Origin of the sequence: Agrobacterium sp. NPDC058088 (assembly GCF_042885035.1) — a bacterium.
In the GTDB taxonomy this organism is placed as follows: domain Bacteria; phylum Pseudomonadota; class Alphaproteobacteria; order Rhizobiales; family Rhizobiaceae; genus Agrobacterium.
This window is the reverse complement of the sequence record NZ_JBHVSU010000003.1, coordinates 467,799-483,703: the sequence shown is the minus strand read 5'-3', so window position 1 is coordinate 483,703 and position 15,905 is coordinate 467,799. Positions and strand designations below refer to the sequence as shown.

The following is a 15,905-nucleotide window of genomic DNA, read 5'->3' as shown; positions in this document are numbered from 1 at the left end:
CGGAGAGATCACAAATCAGTCAGCCGAACCGATAATGCCCGCGAAGCGCTTCTGGCCATCTTCCGCCGACATCGAGCCGGCGAAGAATTCCGCCATAAGGTCTTCCTTCTGTTTCTGCGTATCGGCGGAAATCAGCTGGTCTGTGCTGGTCAGCGCATTGCCCTTGGCGAGGATTGCGAGACCCTTCTTCATGCAGTCATTGGCCGCATTGAGGTCCACGTCGCCACGGATGGGCAGTGAGCCCTTCTTCAGGTTGAAGGCAACCTGCGTTTTTGGATCGACGATAGTTGCGGCAAGCACATCCTGCGCCTTGGTTTTCGCCTCGTCCTTAAGAACGGGGAAATAGAAAGCATCGCCGCCGGTGGTGAGATATTCGCTGAGACCAAGGCCGGGAAGGCAGGAATAATCCGTGCCGGCTTTCTGGTTGGCGAGCTGGAATTCACCCTGTGCCCAGTCGCCCATCACCTGGCCAGCGGCCTTGCCGGTAATGACCATGTTGGTCGCCTGATTCCAGTCCTGAACGTTCGTGCCCTTGGCCATATCGCGAGCCTCGACGGCAGCGGCGAAGATTTTTGCCATTTCCGGGCCGGCGGCAGCCTCGGCATCCTTGTCGCCATAGACCTTCTGGTAAAGGTCCTTGCCACCAATCGAAAGCGTCAGCGTGTCGAACAGGCCGTTGGCCTGCCATGCCTGCCCACCGAGCGCGAGCGGCTGGATGCCGGCCTTTTTCAGCGCCGGTGCCGCTGCAACAAATTCCGTCCAGTTCTTCGGAACCTCGACACCCGCCTTTTTGAAGGCCGCATTGGAAAGCCACAGCCATTGCCAGGAGTGGATATTCACCGGCGCGCAATAAATCTTGCCGTCGATGGTGCAGCTGTCGAGCAGGCTGGACGGTTTGATGACGTCTTTCCAGTTGCCCTTTGCGGCAACATCGGAAAGATCACGCATCAGGCCTGCCTGGACGAGCTCTTCGGCCTGCCGGCCGTGGTTGAACTGAGTGGCGCCCATCGGGTCGCCGCCGGTGATGCGGCTGATCATGATCGGCCGGGCCGTGCCGCCCGAACCGGCAATCGCGCCGTCCACCCATTTGTTGCCCGTGGCATCAAAAGCCTTGGCAAGCTCGGCAACAGCAGCGGCCTCACCGCCTGATGTCCACCAATGGGTCACCTCAAGATCAGTAGCCCCGGCAATACCCGCCGGAATCATGACACTTGCCAAAAAGGCCGCAGAAATAACACGCATTCGCATGAGTCTCCTCCCTCACTGAAACGTTACAGTTGGAACCTATGCGAAGATTTTTGATTAGGCAACCGCCTAAAATACGAATCTCCACCCCGCTTCGTGAAGCCTTTCAAACGGTCGAAAAATGGTCCTGTTATGGACCGCCATCATCATGGCCGCTGTTCTCTTCGCAGCTGGTCACGTGCCAATTCTGTTTGCGATTATCTCGCGGCCACAACCATTATTGATCATTGCGATCCTGCTTGCCAATTTCATCCCCGGCCTGCTGTTCGGCTGGCTGTTCTGGCGGCGAGAGCTGGACGCGGCGATGTTTTCCCATGCCTTTGCCCATTGCGTGAACGAGCTCATCTCCAAAAACGGAAAAGGCGAGCCGGATCGTCATCCGCCTCGCCTTCATCATGCCGTTTCGCCAGAAGTGGCAGTTATTGCCGCCTGTAATCATCCTCGATGCGGATCACATCATCCTCGCCGATATAGGCGCCGGTCTGGATTTCGATGAGCTCAAGCGGGATCTGGCCCTCATTAGCAAGCCGGTGCGGCTGGCCGATCGGGATATAGACCGACTGGTTTTCCGTCAGCAGCCGAGTCTCGTCCCCCATTGTCACGGTTGCCGTTCCCTTGACGACGATCCAGTGTTCCGAGCGGTGATAATGTTTCTGGAACGAGATACGATGACCGGGATCGACGGTGATGTGACCGACCCGGTAGCGCTCGTCCACATACATGTGTTCAATGAAGCCCCACGGTTGATAGACGCGCTTGTGGCTTTGCGTCTGCGGTGCATGGTCGCTGGCTTTCAGCTTTTCCACCAGTCCCTTCACATCCTGCACCCGGTTCTTGGGCACCACCAGAACTGCATCCTTGGTGGCCACCACCACCAGATCCTTGGCGCCAACCACCGTTGTCAGCAATTGTGTGGAGTGAATGAGGCAGCCCTCGGAATCGATGAAGACGCCGTCGCCCTCAAGCGCGTTGTCGTTGTCGTGCTTATCGGCGATTTCCCAGATCGCGTCCCAGCTGCCGATATCCGACCAGCGGAAATGGCCGTGCACGACAGCCATGCGCTTGGTCTTTTCGATGACAGCATAATCGATGGAATTCTTCGGGGAAGCTTCGAAGCTTGCCTGATGCAGGCGCACGAAACCAAGGTCGCTTTCATATTGCTCGACCGCCTGCGTTACCGCCGCCAGAATCTCCGGTGCAAAAGCCTTCAGCTCGGCGATCATCACATCAGAACGGAACAGGAAGTTGCCGGAGTTCCACAGATAACCCTTTTCGAGATAGGAGATTGCCGTCTTCACATCAGGCTTTTCCACGAAGGCATCGACGGTGCTGAGGTCTTTTTCGCCGTCGATCGCATCACCCGGCTTGATATAACCGTAGGAGGTCCGAGGTTCGGTCGGCACGAGACCGAAAACGACGATGTTGCCCTGATCGGCAGCTTTCGCCCCGAGCTTCACGGCATCTGAAAAGGCGTCGGGATCGAGCACGACATGGTCGGCGGCAAGCGCCAGAACCAGACATCCAGGCTCGCGCCGCTCGGCCAGCACGGCGGCTGCGGCCATGGCGGCGGCGCTGTCGCGGCGGGCAGGTTCAAGCACCACAGTCGCGGGCAGATCGATCTCTTCTGCCTGACGGCGGGCGAAGAAACGGAAATCCTCGTTGGTGATCACCAGCGGCTCTGCATAAAGGCTCTTGTCACCGACCCGCTTCAACGTCTGCTGATAGGTCGAAAGATTGCCGACCAGCGGCTGGAACTGCTTGGGCAACTGATCGCGCGATACCGGCCAGAGCCGCGAGCCAGCTCCGCCAGCAAGAAGAACCGGCGTGATCTTTCGAGATTGTTCCTTCACGACAAAACCTTTCCAACTTCAAAAAATTTCCCGGCGCGCCGGACAATATACATATTTCGAAATACCGCCATCATCGGTTCACGGGCGGACAAGTTCAAGCTCATAAATTCGCCTTGTGAAAGCTTGGTGAATGGCGGCGTGTTGCCGGCAGGCCTGTTTTCCTAACGCGAGGATGATGGCGAGGTTCCGCGCAAAAGGCGGCTCTCCTGAACGCAGACAAAGAAAAACCCCGGAATCATCTCCCGGGGTTTCTTTTTCAAAGTGTTGAACCACAAGGATCAGTTCGGCAACGCATAAGCGATGACATAGTCGCCACGATCCGGAGACTGGCGGGCGCCGCCGGCCGAGATGACGACATATTGCTTGCCGGTCTTCGGTGACTTGTAGCTCATCGGACCGCCCTGGCTGCCGACCGGAAGGCGGGCCTTCCAGACTTCTTTGCCGGTCGCCGTATCGAAGGCGCGCAGATAATAATCCTGCGTGCCGGCGATGAAGAGCAGCCCACCCTGAGTGGCGAGCGTACCGCCGAGCGTCGGCATGCCGATCGGGATCGGCAGACCCATCTTGATGCCGAGCGGACCCGTATCTTCGACCGTGCCAACCGGCACCTGCCACTTGATCTGCTGGGTCTTCATGTCAATCGCGGTCATGGTGCCATAGGGCGGCGCCTGGCACGGAATGCCGAGAGCCGACAGGAAGCGGTTCTTGTTCACCGCATAGGGTGTGCCCTTCATCGGAACGACGCCCATGCCGGTATTGACGCTTTCGCCACCGCTGGCAACGGCCTTGGTGGGGGCGGCTTCCTTCATCTCGATCCACAGACCAAGACGCATGTCGTTAACAAAGATGGTATTGGTGGTCGGATCGGTCGAAAGACCGCCCCAGTTCATGCCGCCGAGCGAGCCCGGGAAGGCGAGCGAGAGATCCGTGCCGGGCGCTGTATAAAGGCCTTCATAACGCATGCCCTTGAAGGCGATGCGGCACAAAAGCTGGTCGAATGGGGTTGCACCCCACATATCGGCTTCCGTCAGTGTCTGCGCACCGATCTGCGGCATGCCAACGGAACGCGGCTGTGTGGGAGCATAGGGCTCGTTATGAATATTGCCGGCCTTAACGGGAACCTCTTCCACCTTGGTCAGCGGCTGGCCCGTCGCGCGGTCAAGCACGTAGATCTGCCCTGCCTTGGTGCCGAAGACGAGCGCCGGGACAGTCGTCCCGTCAGCCTTCGGGAAATCGACGAAGCTCGGCTGCATTGGAACGTCGAAGTCCCAGAGGTCGTTATGAACCGTCTGGTAAACCCATTTTTCGCGACCGGTCGTGGCGTCAAGCGCCAGCATTGAGGCACCATATTTATGGTCCAGTGGCGTACGTGTCGCCCCATAAAGATCGACCGAAGGGCTACCGACGGGCATGAAGACGGTGTTCAGGTCCGGATCGTAGGACATGGATGCCCAGACGTTCGGCGTGGAACGCGTATAGGTCTGTCCTTCGGGCGGCAGCTTGGTGATATCAGGATTGCCGGGGTCGAAAGCCCAGCGAAGCTCGCCCGTCACCACGTCGAAACCGCGCATCACACCGCCGGGCATGTCCACCTGCACATTGTCGGCGATACGGCCGCCGACAACGACAGTCGTGCCGGCCAGCGTGGGTGCCGATGTCAGCACATATTGCGGATCAGGCGCGTCACCCATACCGATCTTCAGATCGACGCGGCCATTGGTGCCAAAATCGGGGCAAAATGCGCCGGTGTCAGCGTCAAGCGCGATGAGTTCCGCATTGATGGTGTTCATCAGAATACGGCGCTGGCAAAGCGCGCCTTCGGCCACCACCGCCGGCGTGACGGGCGTGGAGCCCGGCGCAGTCGGCTGCTTCAACGGCGCCTTGGCATCGAAGTAAGCGAGGCCGCGGCAACGCATCCAGACGGAGGATTTGGCGTTGATTTCCGCCTTCCACTTCTCTGCGCCGGTATCGGCATCAAGAGCGATGACATTGTTGTGCGGCGTGCACAGGAACACCGTATCACCAACCTGCAGCGGGGTTTCCTGATCTTCCGCACCATTCGCGCCGGGGCTGATCGGGGTATCACCGGTGTGGTAGGTCCAGGCGACTTCGAGGTTCTTGACGTTGTCGCGGGTGATTTCATCAAGCGCCACGAAACGGCTGCCGCCAGCCGTGTTACCGTAATGTTCCCAGTTCTTCTGTTCTTTTTCCGGGGTTACCGGCGTCAGCGCTGCAACCTCACCATTAAACGCGACGGTCGGATGCGCAACGAACATGCCGGCAAAACCGGCACCAGACGCAATGGCCAGAACGGCGGCAAGGGCAAAGGACGTACCATAGGCCGGCGTTTTGCCAGCCGCGCGACGCAGCAACGGATAGGATAGCGCGACGACCGTTGCACCCACACCTAATGCCAGCAGGCGCGAGATAAGGGGCCAGAAGTGCAACCCGGCCTCCCAGACGGCCCACACGCCACTAAGGATGACGACAAGGCCGAAGATCAATGCGCCGGTGGGCTTGCGCAGCAGGATAAGCAGGCCGGAGGCTATCAGCGCGATACCCGCCACAATGAAATAAAGGCTGCCGCCGAGGGCGACGAGCTGGCCGCCGCCAATGGCGAAGAACAGGCCCGCAGCGACGATGACCGCGCCGAGCACCAACAGCCATAATCTGGCTGGAAGCGATAGTGAATTTGCTGGATTACTCATGAAGAAATGTCCGGTTGGAAGAGCTGCCCAGAAGGCTTGAGCCCGATGATCGTTCAGTGTCCGGCATAGCCCGGACAGTCCGCCGCCACTGCGGCCAGGCGAAGGGGCGCCGGAGGCGGCGCGGCTGAACGGGGAACTATGGTGGGGAAGACTTCCGTCGTGACTGTCATTTTTGACCCATTCACTGCAGTAACCGCCGGCCCTATGGACGGCGGACGAGATGCTTGAACAAATCCTCCCCGGTCCGCATCGCAAAAGCCTGCATAAGCGGCAAAAACGAGCGAAACACTGGCTGCGGTATAACGTCGCCTGCGACAAGATGACAATGCGCAAGATGGTCAATTTTGATAAGCTTTACTTATATCACACCAAGCCCGACAACCCAAAGACCGGTCCGCCGATGGATATTCGCCAACTTACCATATTCGTGGAAGCCGCAAAGGCCAGAAACTTTCGCGCCGCCGCCGTGCAGCTCGGCATCGCCCAGCCCGCCGTGACCCAGCGTATCCGTCAGCTGGAGGAAAATTTGGGCTTCAAGCTTTTTCATCGCATCAATCGCGGGGTAGAACTCACGCCGGCTGGCCAGTCCATGCTCATCGAGGCGGAAGAGATCATTGCCCGCACCAAAGGCGCGCTGGAAAAGGCGCAGCAGATCAGGCGCGGCCAGCTCGGCACATTGCGCATTGGATACGGCACCAGTGTCATGGCGGAACGCAAACTGCCGAAGCTGATTACCCGTTATGGCGATGAACACCCCGATGTGACGCTCGAACTGTTGCCCGGCATGACAATGGAACAGCTGATCGAGCAGGTGGCGAACCGCAAGACCGACGTTGCATTCATCCGCTCCCCTCTTCCCTCGCTGCCGCAGACTTTGCGCGCGATGCCCTTCGATCGCTCAAGGCTTTGCGTTGCCCTGCCGGAACAGCATTCACTTGCCAGCCGCTCGCGAGTTTCGGTGAACGATATCGCGCGGGAAAAACTGCTGCTGCCGATCGACGAGATCGGTCTCGGCCTCAGCAGCAACGCGCTAACGCTTTTCGAGGATGCCGGTTGCGAACCGCAAATCGGCATGCGTATCGCCAACATCAATACCATCCTTGCGCTGGTGGAAGCGGGTGCGGGAATTTCCATCCTGCCGGAAAGCACCGTGCGCTCCACACGGGGCATTGCCGGCGTGCCGATCGACAGCGCCGATGCATGGTCTGACTGCGTTCTGGTCGTCAGGCGAGGCCCGTTTGCTCTCCACGTCGATGCCTTCGTGAATATGGTCCGCCAAGCTTACCAGCCAAGCCTATGACAGGGAAACGCGGACTTAATCGATTGAATCGGCCGCAGATTTCATCACGCTTAAATTTGCTGCACTGAACAACATTCAAGGCTTGGCAGGCGTGCAAAAAATACCCTAACAACAACGAATATTTTTATACTGATAACGACAGGAAAGCACACTCAGCCCATGTCCGACACGACAAAGCCCGCTAGCACAAGAACATCGGTTACGGATCAGGAAGCCCTGGATTTTCACGCGCAGGGCAGGCCGGGCAAACTGGAAATCACCCCGACGAAACCGATGGCAACACAGCGGGATCTGTCGCTTGCCTATTCGCCCGGTGTGGCTGTGCCGGTGAAAGCCATCGCCGAAAATCCGGCGAGCGCTTACGATTATACGACGCGCGGCAACATGGTGGCCGTCATTTCCAACGGCACCGCCATCCTCGGGCTGGGCAATCTCGGCGCGCTGGCCTCCAAGCCGGTCATGGAAGGCAAATCGGTCCTCTTCAAGCGCTTCGCCGATGTCGATTCCATCGATCTTGAAGTCGATACCGAAGACGCAGATGAATTCATCAATTGCGTGCGTTATCTCGGCCCCTCTTTCGGCGGCATCAATCTCGAAGACATCAAGGCGCCGGAATGTTTCATCATCGAAAGCCGCCTACGCGAGCTGATGGACATTCCCGTTTTCCATGACGACCAGCACGGCACCGCCATCATCGCCGCCGCCGGCCTCATCAACGCCATCGAACTGACCGGCCGCGACTTCAAGACCACGAAGCTGGTCTGCAATGGTGCCGGCGCTGCGGCGATTGCCTGCATGGACCTCATCAAGGCCATGGGTTTCAACCCGGAAAACATCACGCTCTGCGATACCAAGGGCGTGATCTATCAGGGCCGCACCGAAGGCATGAACCAGTGGAAATCCGCCCACGCCGTCAAGACCAATAATCGTACGCTGGCAGAAGCGATGAAGGGTGCAGACGTGGTCTTCGGCCTTTCCCAGAAGGGCGCATTCAGCGAAGAAATGATCCGCTCCATGGCGCCGAAGCCGATCATTTTCGCCATGGCCAATCCCGACCCGGAGATCACGCCGGAAGAAGTGTCGCGCATCCGCGACGACGCCATCATGGCGACTGGACGTTCCGATTATCCGAACCAGGTCAACAACGTCCTCGGCTTTCCCTATATCTTCCGCGGCGCGCTCGATGTGCGTGCGCGCCAGATCAACGATGCGATGAAGATCGCCGCCGCGCAGGCCCTGGCCGATCTTGCTCGTGAGGACGTGCCTGACGATGTGGCCGCCGCCTATCAAGGCAACCGCCCGCGTTTCGGGCCGCAATATATCATTCCGGTTCCGTTCGATCCGCGCCTGATCTCGGCCATTCCGGTCGCCGTGGCAAAAGCCGCCATCGAAACCGGCGTCGCCCAGCGCGAAATACCCGATCTCGACGCCTATGCCCGCGAGCTTTCCGCCCGCCGTGACCCGATGGCCTCGACCACACAGCGTCTTTACGAGCGGGTCCGCCGCTCGCCCAAGCGCGTCGTTTTTGCCGAGGCGGAAGAAGAACAGGTCATGCGCGCGGCGATTTCGTTTACCGCTCAAGGGCTTGGCACCGCCATCCTGCTCGGTCGTGACGATATCATCAAGGCGAATGCGGAGCGCGCCGGCATCGATCTGGACCGCGCCAATATAGAGATCACCAACGCCCGCCTCTCCAGCCGCGTCGAGGCCTATGTCGATTATCTCTATGCGCGGCTGCAGCGCGGCGGCTTCCTGCTCCGCGACGTGCAGCGCCTGATCCACAACGACCGCAACCATTTCGCCGCCTGTATGGTGGCGATGGGTGATGCGGACGCGGTGGTGACAGGCGTGACGCGCAATTATTCCACGGCGCTTGAAGATATCCGCCGCTGCATCAACACCAAACCCGGCCACCGCGTTATCGGCGTTTCGCTGGTCGTGTCGCGCAACCGCACCGTCTTCGTGGCAGATACCGCCGTGCATGACATGCCGAATGCGGAAGACCTTGCCGATATCGCCGAAGAAGCAGCCGGCCTCGCCCGCCGTTTCGGTTATGAACCGCGCGTCGCGATGCTCGCCTATTCCACCTTCGGCCAGCCGGTCGGCGAACGGTCCGACAAGGTGCGTGACGCGGTGAAAATCCTCGACAAGCGCAACGTCAATTTCGAGGTCGATGGCGAAATGTCGGCGGATGTGGCGCTGAACCATCACCGAATGCAGAGCCAGTATCCCTTCGCGCGCCTTTCCGGCCCCGCTAATGTGCTGGTCATGCCCGCCATCCATTCCGCCTCCATCTCCACCAAGATGTTGCAGGAACTGGGCGGTGCTACCGTGATCGGCCCTCTTCTCGTCGGCCTCGACAAATCGGTGCAGATCACCTCGATGGGTGCGAAAGACAGCGACATCGTCAACATGGCAGCAATCGCGGCCTATAATGCCGGACGATAATTGACAGGCAGTGCGGCTTGCTTCTCGCCTCTTGGTTGAACCAAGCCGCACCCAGCTAAGACCTAAAGAACAAGATTCTACGATTTTAAATTCTTAGGATATTTTTTCTGTCTGACAACATTATTGGAACTCGTTTCTATTCATAGTATTTTTTGCGCAATGCCAATTCTCGCTCTCTGCGAGTGCGTCATGTAGGTTCCAGCCACAAGCAAAAGGAAATACCCATGGCCCTCTCCCTCCCCAAATTCGCCGCAAAACTCATCGCCGGAACCGTCCTCATCGCGTCTATGGCGAGCGCCGCTCACGCGGATGCGACGCTTGACCGGATCAAGGGTCGCGGCAAGCTCACCGTCGGCGTGATCCTGTCCGGCGCGCCATTCGGCTTCATTGATCCGAAGACGCAGGAGCAGAAGGGCCTCAACATCGATGTCGCCAAGGCGCTGGCCGCCGGTCTCGGCGTTGAACTAGTCACAGAAACTGTGACCCCGCCCAACCGCGTGCAGTTCCTGCAGCAGGGCAAGGTCGATATTCTGATCGCCAACATGCAATACACGGAAGAGCGCGCCAAAACGCTCGATTACATCCCGACCCCCTATGACCGCCAGGGTGGCGCTGCCATCGGCCGCAAGGATAGCGGAATCAAGGACTGGCCGGACCTGAAGGGCAAGATCGCCTGCGTTTCGCAGGGCTCCAACTACACCCAGCCACTCATTGAGCAGTACGGCGCGCAGGTGAAGGCACTGCCAAGCCAGCCGGAATCGCTGTTGGCGCTCAAGGGCGGCAATTGCGATGTCTCCGTTCACGTCAACGGCACGCTGAGCCTGATGCTTCAGGACCGCGCCGATGAGTGGAAGGATTATGGCATCCTCATCCCCACCGACCTCATTCCCTCCGACTCCGTGATCTGGCTACGCAAGGGCGAAGCTGACACGCAGGCCGCTCTCGACAAGATCGTCAAGGAGCTGCACGCTTCCGGCAAGATGATCGAGTTCGCCAAGGCCAACCGCCTGCCAAGCATCGGCTACATGGAAGAGCAGAAGAAGAAGCTTTCCGCCGCGCAGTAAAGGCGCGGCGCGGCAGTGCGGCGCTTGCGTGTTCCACTGCCGTCATACCGGCCTTGAGCCGGCATCCAACCAGCCCGGATCCATGGCCTGACGGGGTTCGTTGCGCTGCGAAAAAGCGTATCGTCTGGACTCCGGCCCAAGGCGGAATGACGGAAGCGGGGTGCATCCGCGCTTCTTTTCTGCTTTATAACAAGGCAGGCCATTCTGGCGTCGCCCGCCGGGCGACATCAGCAATAACAGCATGGATTTCCGATGCAGGATTCTTTTACAGCGCGCTTCATTGAACTCGCCGCGCATCTGGGCCTCAACTATGATTTTCTGAACAGCGGTTACGAGGTTCAGATCTGGCTAGATGGCATGAAGATGACGCTCATCCTCGTCGCCGTCACCTTGCCGCTCAGCCTCGTCTTCGGCTTCATTTTCGCGGCCATGCTGACATCGGGCAAGACCTGGCTCGCGGGGCCAGTGCGCGCCTATGTTGAACTGACACGCAACACGCCGACGCTGGTGCAACTGATGTGCGGGTTCCTCGTGCTCAACATGCTGATTTCCAATGCGCTGGGCGGCGCGCAGAACAACCCGCTGACGCCTTTTTTCTGGGTCGTTGCCATCACCGGTCTGCACGTTGCCGCTTTTCATGCGGAAGCGTTGCGCGGCGGCATCGAGGCGGTGCCGGCCACGACCATTGAGGCGGCGCGCGCTATCGGTTTCAGTTCGCTGGAGATTTTGCGTTACGTGGAATTTCCGCTGGCGATCCGCACAGCGCTGCCCTCCATCATCAACAATCTCGTCAACCTGGTGAAGCTCACCACGGTCGGCTCTGCAATTGCGGTCGGTGAAATCACCTATGCCTCGATCCTGATCTGGACGCAGCGCGACAATGTGGTCGAGCTGATGCTCGTCATCCTCATGTTTTTCAGCGTCATCAATTTCATCGTCGCAAGGGCCGGTCTCTGGCTGGAGCGGCGTCTTGCGGTTCCGGGGTTCGGCCAATGAGCGCGGTGGTTTCTCCAGCACGGGCGGTAAAGAAGCCGCCTTTCGGCACCATCCTGCTGCTTGGCGTGGTGATATCGGTCATTCTGTGGCTGATCCTAGACCCGTCGCTCGGTCAAGTGCTGCTGCAATGGCTGCCCTATCTGGCCAAGGGTTTCGCCATGAATGTGCTGATCAGCATTCTGGCAATCGCCGTCGGTACCTTCATCGGCGTCCTGCTCGGCATCATGGAACTTGCGCCCTATCGTCTCGTGCGCGCGCCGGCGCTTACCTATGTGCAAATCTTCCGTAACGCGCCGCATCTGGTGCTGATTTTTGCCGCGACCTACATCTTCCCCTTCGAGATCGTCGCTTTCGGGCATTACATTCCCTTCCCCGACTGGATCAAGGCGGTCGTCGGGCTTGCCATTCCGGCTAGCGCCCATATCGCCGAAATCACCCGCGGCGCCATCCAGTCCATTCCGACTGCCCAATGGGAAGCGGCGCAAGGGCTTGGCTTTTCCCGCAATCAGACGCTACGCTGGATCATCCTGCCGCAATGCGTGAAGCGCTCGCTGCCGCCATGGATGAACCTTTATGCGTCGATCACCATGGGCACGGCGCTCGCCTCACTGGTTGGCGTCCACGAGCTTCTGCATGCGGCGACCGACGCCAGCACCGCCGTGCAGCGCAATGATTTCACCGTCGTGATCTATCTCACCGTCCTGATGGCATTCTTCCTGTTCTGCTATCCCGTCTCCCGTTTCACGCAGCGCCTGGAACGGCGCTTCGCCTCCCGCTAATTGGAAAAAGCCATGTCCGCACCTGCACCACAAACCGCTGCCAAAGCGCTTGTCGAACTCGAAGGGATTCACCTCTCCTTCGGTGACAATCAGGTTCTGAAAGGCATTGACCTCACGGTCAACAAAGGTGACGCCGTTTCCATCATCGGGCCTTCCGGCTCCGGCAAGTCCACGATCCTGCGCTGCATCAACGGCCTTCTCATTCCGCAATCTGGCAAGATAACCGTCGGCGGCACCCGGGTAGACCAGCTGAAGACCGAGGCTGAACGCATCGCTCTGCGCAAGCGCATCGGCATCGTATTCCAGCAGTTCAACCTCTTCCCGCACCTGACTGTCATGGAAAACATCACCATCGCGCCGATCAAAATACTCGGCACGCAAAAGGCAGACGCCGAACGCCATGCCCGGGAATTGCTGGAGAAGGTGCGCCTTTCCCAGAAGGTCGATGCCTATCCCGGCCAGCTTTCCGGCGGCCAGCAGCAGCGCGTGGCCATTGCCCGTGCGCTTGCCATGCGGCCGGAACTGGTATTGTTCGATGAAGTCACCTCCGCGCTCGACCCGGAAACCGTGGGTGAAGTGCTCGCCGTCATCCGCGATCTCGTCAATGATGGCATGACCAGCATTCTCGTCACGCACGAAATGCGTTTTGCCGAAGAAATCAGCGACAATATCGTCTTTACCGAAAACGGCCTGATCGTCGATCAGGGCACGCCGGAGCACATCTTCTACAAGTCGACCAATCCGCGCATCAACGCCTTCGTCAAGGGTCTTGGCGGGCAGGTGGCGCGGGTGAATGACGGCGAAGGAATCTGACGCCATGACCACAGAGGAAAAACTCACGCTTCGTCTTGCCGAAGCCATCGCCGCTTCCGATCCGCTACGCGACGAAGAGGCAGTGACGATCGCCCGCACGGCGCTGATAGACTTTTTTGCCTGCGTGCTGGGCGGCGCTGCCGACAGAAGCACGAAAACCCTGATCGATACCTTCACATCAGGCACACAAGGCGCTGCCGGAATCATCGGCCACGATCTGCGCACGGACGCCTTTACCGCCGCCCTTATCAACGGCCATGCCGGCCATGTGCTCGACTATGACGATGTGCATGGCAGCGTGCGCGGCCACCCCACTGTCGCCATCATCCCGGCTTTGCTGGCTATTGCGGTCGAAGAGGGATCAACGGCGGATGCCTTCATCGCCGCCTATATCGTCGGGCTTGAAACCATGGCGCGGATCGGCCTGTCGCTTGGCACAAAGCATTACGAAAACGGCTTCCACGCCACCGCCACACTTGGCCCCATCGGCGCTGCAGCGGCAATCGCCCATCTCCTGAAATTCGATCCGCAGACCACGGCCACAGCACTCGGCCTCGCAGCCACGCAATCGGCCGGGCTTCGTTTGCAATTCGGGTTCGATGCCAAGCCGCTGCACGCCGGGCTCGCCACACGCGCCGGCCTCACTGCCGCGCGGCTGGCACGATCCGGTTTCGAGGGCGCACCGGATTTCCTGGAAAACCCCATCGGCTTCTACTCCGCCTTCGCCTTCGGCGCCGAGCAGCCAAAACGGGTTCTCTCCGGTTGGGGTGCGCCCTGGCAGATCGTTTCGCCCGGCCTCACCCTTAAGGCGTTTCCCTGTTGCACTGCCGCCCACCCCGTCGCCGTCGGTGCGCTGGCGCTGCGCAGCGCCGACGATCTGACACCCGACGAGATCGAAACGGTCGTCATCACCTTCCCCCCCGGCGGTGATGCCGCCCTGGTCGGCTCGGCCACACCGGGCACCGGCATCGATGCGCGCTTCAGCGCCGAATATGTCTTTGCCGCAGCGCTTGTGGATGGCTCACTCACCATCCGCCATTTCGATGAAAGCCCGGCCCGTGCCGACCTGCTCGCACTTTCGGCAAAAGTCTTACGCCAGCACGATGAGACCGCGCGGCGCCTCTCGCCCGATCCGACTACCCGTTTCGTGGTTATCGACGTGACAAAAAGGGACGGTACGGTTCTCTCTCGCCGCATAGACGGCCTGCCCGGCATTGACGACCCGACGGAGAAATTCGTCGACGCCACCGGCGGCAATGAAAAATTCGCCGGCATCCCGGCACTGGTGCGGAGCATGAAGACCGCAGCCGACCTCCGGAAGCTCGAAGCGCTTCTGACAACTGACATATAGAAGGCATGACCCCATGACCAATACGACCCGCGACAGACAGATGCATCTCGGCCTTTTCCTGCAAGGCGCCGGGCACCACGTTTCCGGCTGGCGTCATCCCGATGCGGAGGCCGGCAGCGAGAACTTCGATCTGCTCACCCGCGTCACGAAAATGGCGGAAGCCGCAAAATTCGACATGGTATTCCTCGCCGACGGGCTGACCAGCGGCGTTGATGCCCATCCGTCAATGATCGCCCGCTTCGAGCCGCTGACATTGCTGGCGGCGCTTGCCATGGTGACCGACAAGATCGGTCTGGCCGCCACCGCCTCCACCACCTATGGCGAGCCGTATCACACCGCCCGCGCCTTTGCCTCCATCGACCATCTGAGCCATGGCCGTGCAGCCTGGAATATCGTGACCACCTCCTATGCCCGCACGGCGGCTAATTTTTCCAAGAGCCATCCCGAGCATGACGAGCGTTATGCGGTGGCGGAAGAATATGTGAACGTCGTTCGTGGCCTGTGGGACAGCTGGGACGATGACGCCTTCGTCAAGGACAAGCAGGCAGGCCGTTATGTCGATCCGGAGAAGGTCCATATCCTAGACCACAAAGGCAAATATTTTACGGTCAAGGGCCCGCTCAACATTCCGCGCTCGCCGCAGGGGCACCCCGTTCTCATTCAGGCCGGCTCTTCGGGACCGGGGCAGGATCTCGCCGCCCGCACCGCCGATATCGTCTTCACCGCCCAGCAGGCGATTTCCGAAGCACAGGCTTTCTATACCAGTCTCAAGGCGCGCGTGGCGAAATTCGGTCGCGATCCGGCAAGCGTCGCCGTCATGCCAGGGTTCATGCCGATCATCGGCCGTAGCTTCGAAGAGGCCGGCGAAAAACTGAAGGAACTGAACCGCTGGACCGACATCAAGAGCGCCATGCCGCTGCTTGAAGAGCGCATCGGGCACAGCCTTGCCGATTACGATCTCGACGGACCCCTGCCCGATCTGCCGATCTCCGACCAGCTACGCAGCCGTGCCGAACTTCTGACGGAGCTCGCACGCCGCGAAAAACTGACGATCCGGGAACTGGCACTGCGCGTCGCAGCCGGCCGCGGCCACCATATCGTCATGGGCACAGCCAAGGATGTGGCGGACCGGATGCAGGAATGGTTCGAAAACGGTGCGGCCGACGGCTTCAACGTCATGCCACCCTTCTTCCCAAGCGGGCTGGAGGAATTCAACCAGGAGGTCGTGCCGGTTCTGCAGGAGCGCGGCCTGTTCCGCAAGGATTACGACGGCTCCACGCTGCGTGACCATCTCGGTATCTCGCGACCGGCCCTGCGGGGATAACGGCATGCGGATGCCCGATCAAAGGCA

At 59.7% G+C, this 15,905-nt stretch carries 12 protein-coding genes; 9 read left to right on the top strand and 3 right to left on the bottom strand.

Annotated elements, in window-relative coordinates:
* Positions 1-15 precede the first annotated feature (15 nt).
* A complete protein-coding gene (locus tag ACFVTJ_RS12215) occupies positions 16-1,248 on the bottom strand; it encodes an ABC transporter substrate-binding protein (protein ID WP_386907670.1) in 1,233 nt (410 codons plus the stop codon).
* A gap of 118 nt (positions 1,249-1,366) precedes the next feature.
* On the opposite strand from ACFVTJ_RS12215, the gene ACFVTJ_RS12210 reads away from it, so the two are divergent.
* The gene (locus tag ACFVTJ_RS12210; protein WP_386907668.1) at positions 1,367-1,741 is read left to right on the top strand and encodes a type II CAAX prenyl endopeptidase Rce1 family protein; all 375 of its coding nucleotides are present in this window, start codon (positions 1,367-1,369) and stop codon (positions 1,739-1,741) included.
* Here the strand turns inward: ACFVTJ_RS12210 and ACFVTJ_RS12205 are convergent.
* Both ACFVTJ_RS12205 and ACFVTJ_RS12200 read right to left on the bottom strand, forming a co-directional pair.
* Positions 1,665-3,095 carry a mannose-1-phosphate guanylyltransferase/mannose-6-phosphate isomerase gene (locus ACFVTJ_RS12205; protein ID WP_386907666.1) on the bottom strand — a complete coding sequence of 477 codons (1,431 nt, stop codon included), beginning with the start codon at positions 3,093-3,095 and terminating at the stop codon, positions 1,665-1,667. The genes ACFVTJ_RS12210 and ACFVTJ_RS12205 overlap by 77 nt on opposite strands.
* A gap of 278 nt (positions 3,096-3,373) precedes the next feature.
* A complete protein-coding gene (locus ACFVTJ_RS12200) occupies positions 3,374-5,803 on the bottom strand; it encodes a glucose/quinate/shikimate family membrane-bound PQQ-dependent dehydrogenase (RefSeq protein ID WP_386907664.1) in 2,430 nt (809 codons plus the stop codon).
* Between the two features lie 325 nt (positions 5,804-6,128).
* Here ACFVTJ_RS12200 and ACFVTJ_RS12195 point away from each other — a divergent pair, with 325 nt between their 5' ends.
* From ACFVTJ_RS12195 to ACFVTJ_RS12160, 8 genes are all read left to right on the top strand, one after another.
* Positions 6,129-7,103 carry a LysR family transcriptional regulator gene (locus ACFVTJ_RS12195; RefSeq protein WP_386907662.1) on the top strand — a complete coding sequence of 325 codons (975 nt, stop codon included), beginning with the start codon at positions 6,129-6,131 and terminating at the stop codon, positions 7,101-7,103.
* 159 nt (positions 7,104-7,262) lie between these two features.
* Entirely contained in the window at positions 7,263-9,551 is a 2,289-nt protein-coding gene (locus tag ACFVTJ_RS12190) for an NADP-dependent malic enzyme (protein WP_386907660.1), read from the top strand.
* 224 nt (positions 9,552-9,775) lie between these two features.
* Complete coding sequence (locus ACFVTJ_RS12185) at positions 9,776-10,615, top strand: transporter substrate-binding domain-containing protein (RefSeq protein ID WP_386907658.1); 840 nt, start codon at positions 9,776-9,778, stop codon at positions 10,613-10,615.
* 252 nt (positions 10,616-10,867) lie between these two features.
* Positions 10,868-11,611 carry an amino acid ABC transporter permease gene (locus tag ACFVTJ_RS12180; protein WP_386907656.1) on the top strand — a complete coding sequence of 248 codons (744 nt, stop codon included), beginning with the start codon at positions 10,868-10,870 and terminating at the stop codon, positions 11,609-11,611.
* Entirely contained in the window at positions 11,608-12,390 is a 783-nt protein-coding gene (locus ACFVTJ_RS12175; protein WP_386907654.1) for an amino acid ABC transporter permease, read from the top strand. Before ACFVTJ_RS12180 ends, ACFVTJ_RS12175 begins: the two co-directional genes overlap by 4 nt.
* Before the next feature lie 12 nt (positions 12,391-12,402).
* On the top strand, positions 12,403-13,203 hold the full coding sequence (locus ACFVTJ_RS12170; protein WP_386907652.1) for an amino acid ABC transporter ATP-binding protein: 801 nt from the start codon (positions 12,403-12,405) through the stop codon (positions 13,201-13,203).
* Positions 13,204-13,207: 4 nt separating this feature from the next.
* Entirely contained in the window at positions 13,208-14,554 is a 1,347-nt protein-coding gene (locus ACFVTJ_RS12165) for an MmgE/PrpD family protein (RefSeq protein WP_386907650.1), read from the top strand.
* A 13-nt stretch (positions 14,555-14,567) separates the two neighbouring features.
* Positions 14,568-15,878, top strand: a complete 1,311-nt coding sequence (locus tag ACFVTJ_RS12160) for an LLM class flavin-dependent oxidoreductase (RefSeq protein ID WP_386907648.1) — start codon at positions 14,568-14,570, stop codon at positions 15,876-15,878.
* The last annotated feature ends 27 nt before the right edge of the window (positions 15,879-15,905 follow it).

Coding starts and splice junctions, on each gene's coding strand:
- ACFVTJ_RS12170 (WP_386907652.1), top strand. CDS start 12,403: ATGTCCGCACCTGCACCACAAACCGCTGCCAAAGCGCTTGTCGAACTC.
- ACFVTJ_RS12215 (WP_386907670.1), bottom strand. CDS start 1,248: ATGCGAATGCGTGTTATTTCTGCGGCCTTTTTGGCAAGTGTCATGATT.
- ACFVTJ_RS12190 (WP_386907660.1), top strand. CDS start 7,263: ATGTCCGACACGACAAAGCCCGCTAGCACAAGAACATCGGTTACGGAT.
- ACFVTJ_RS12200 (WP_386907664.1), bottom strand. CDS start 5,803: ATGAGTAATCCAGCAAATTCACTATCGCTTCCAGCCAGATTATGGCTG.
- ACFVTJ_RS12185 (WP_386907658.1), top strand. CDS start 9,776: ATGGCCCTCTCCCTCCCCAAATTCGCCGCAAAACTCATCGCCGGAACC.
- ACFVTJ_RS12160 (WP_386907648.1), top strand. CDS start 14,568: ATGACCAATACGACCCGCGACAGACAGATGCATCTCGGCCTTTTCCTG.
- ACFVTJ_RS12210 (WP_386907668.1), top strand. CDS start 1,367: ATGGTCCTGTTATGGACCGCCATCATCATGGCCGCTGTTCTCTTCGCA.
- ACFVTJ_RS12175 (WP_386907654.1), top strand. CDS start 11,608: ATGAGCGCGGTGGTTTCTCCAGCACGGGCGGTAAAGAAGCCGCCTTTC.
- ACFVTJ_RS12195 (WP_386907662.1), top strand. CDS start 6,129: ATGCGCAAGATGGTCAATTTTGATAAGCTTTACTTATATCACACCAAG.
- ACFVTJ_RS12165 (WP_386907650.1), top strand. CDS start 13,208: ATGACCACAGAGGAAAAACTCACGCTTCGTCTTGCCGAAGCCATCGCC.
- ACFVTJ_RS12180 (WP_386907656.1), top strand. CDS start 10,868: ATGCAGGATTCTTTTACAGCGCGCTTCATTGAACTCGCCGCGCATCTG.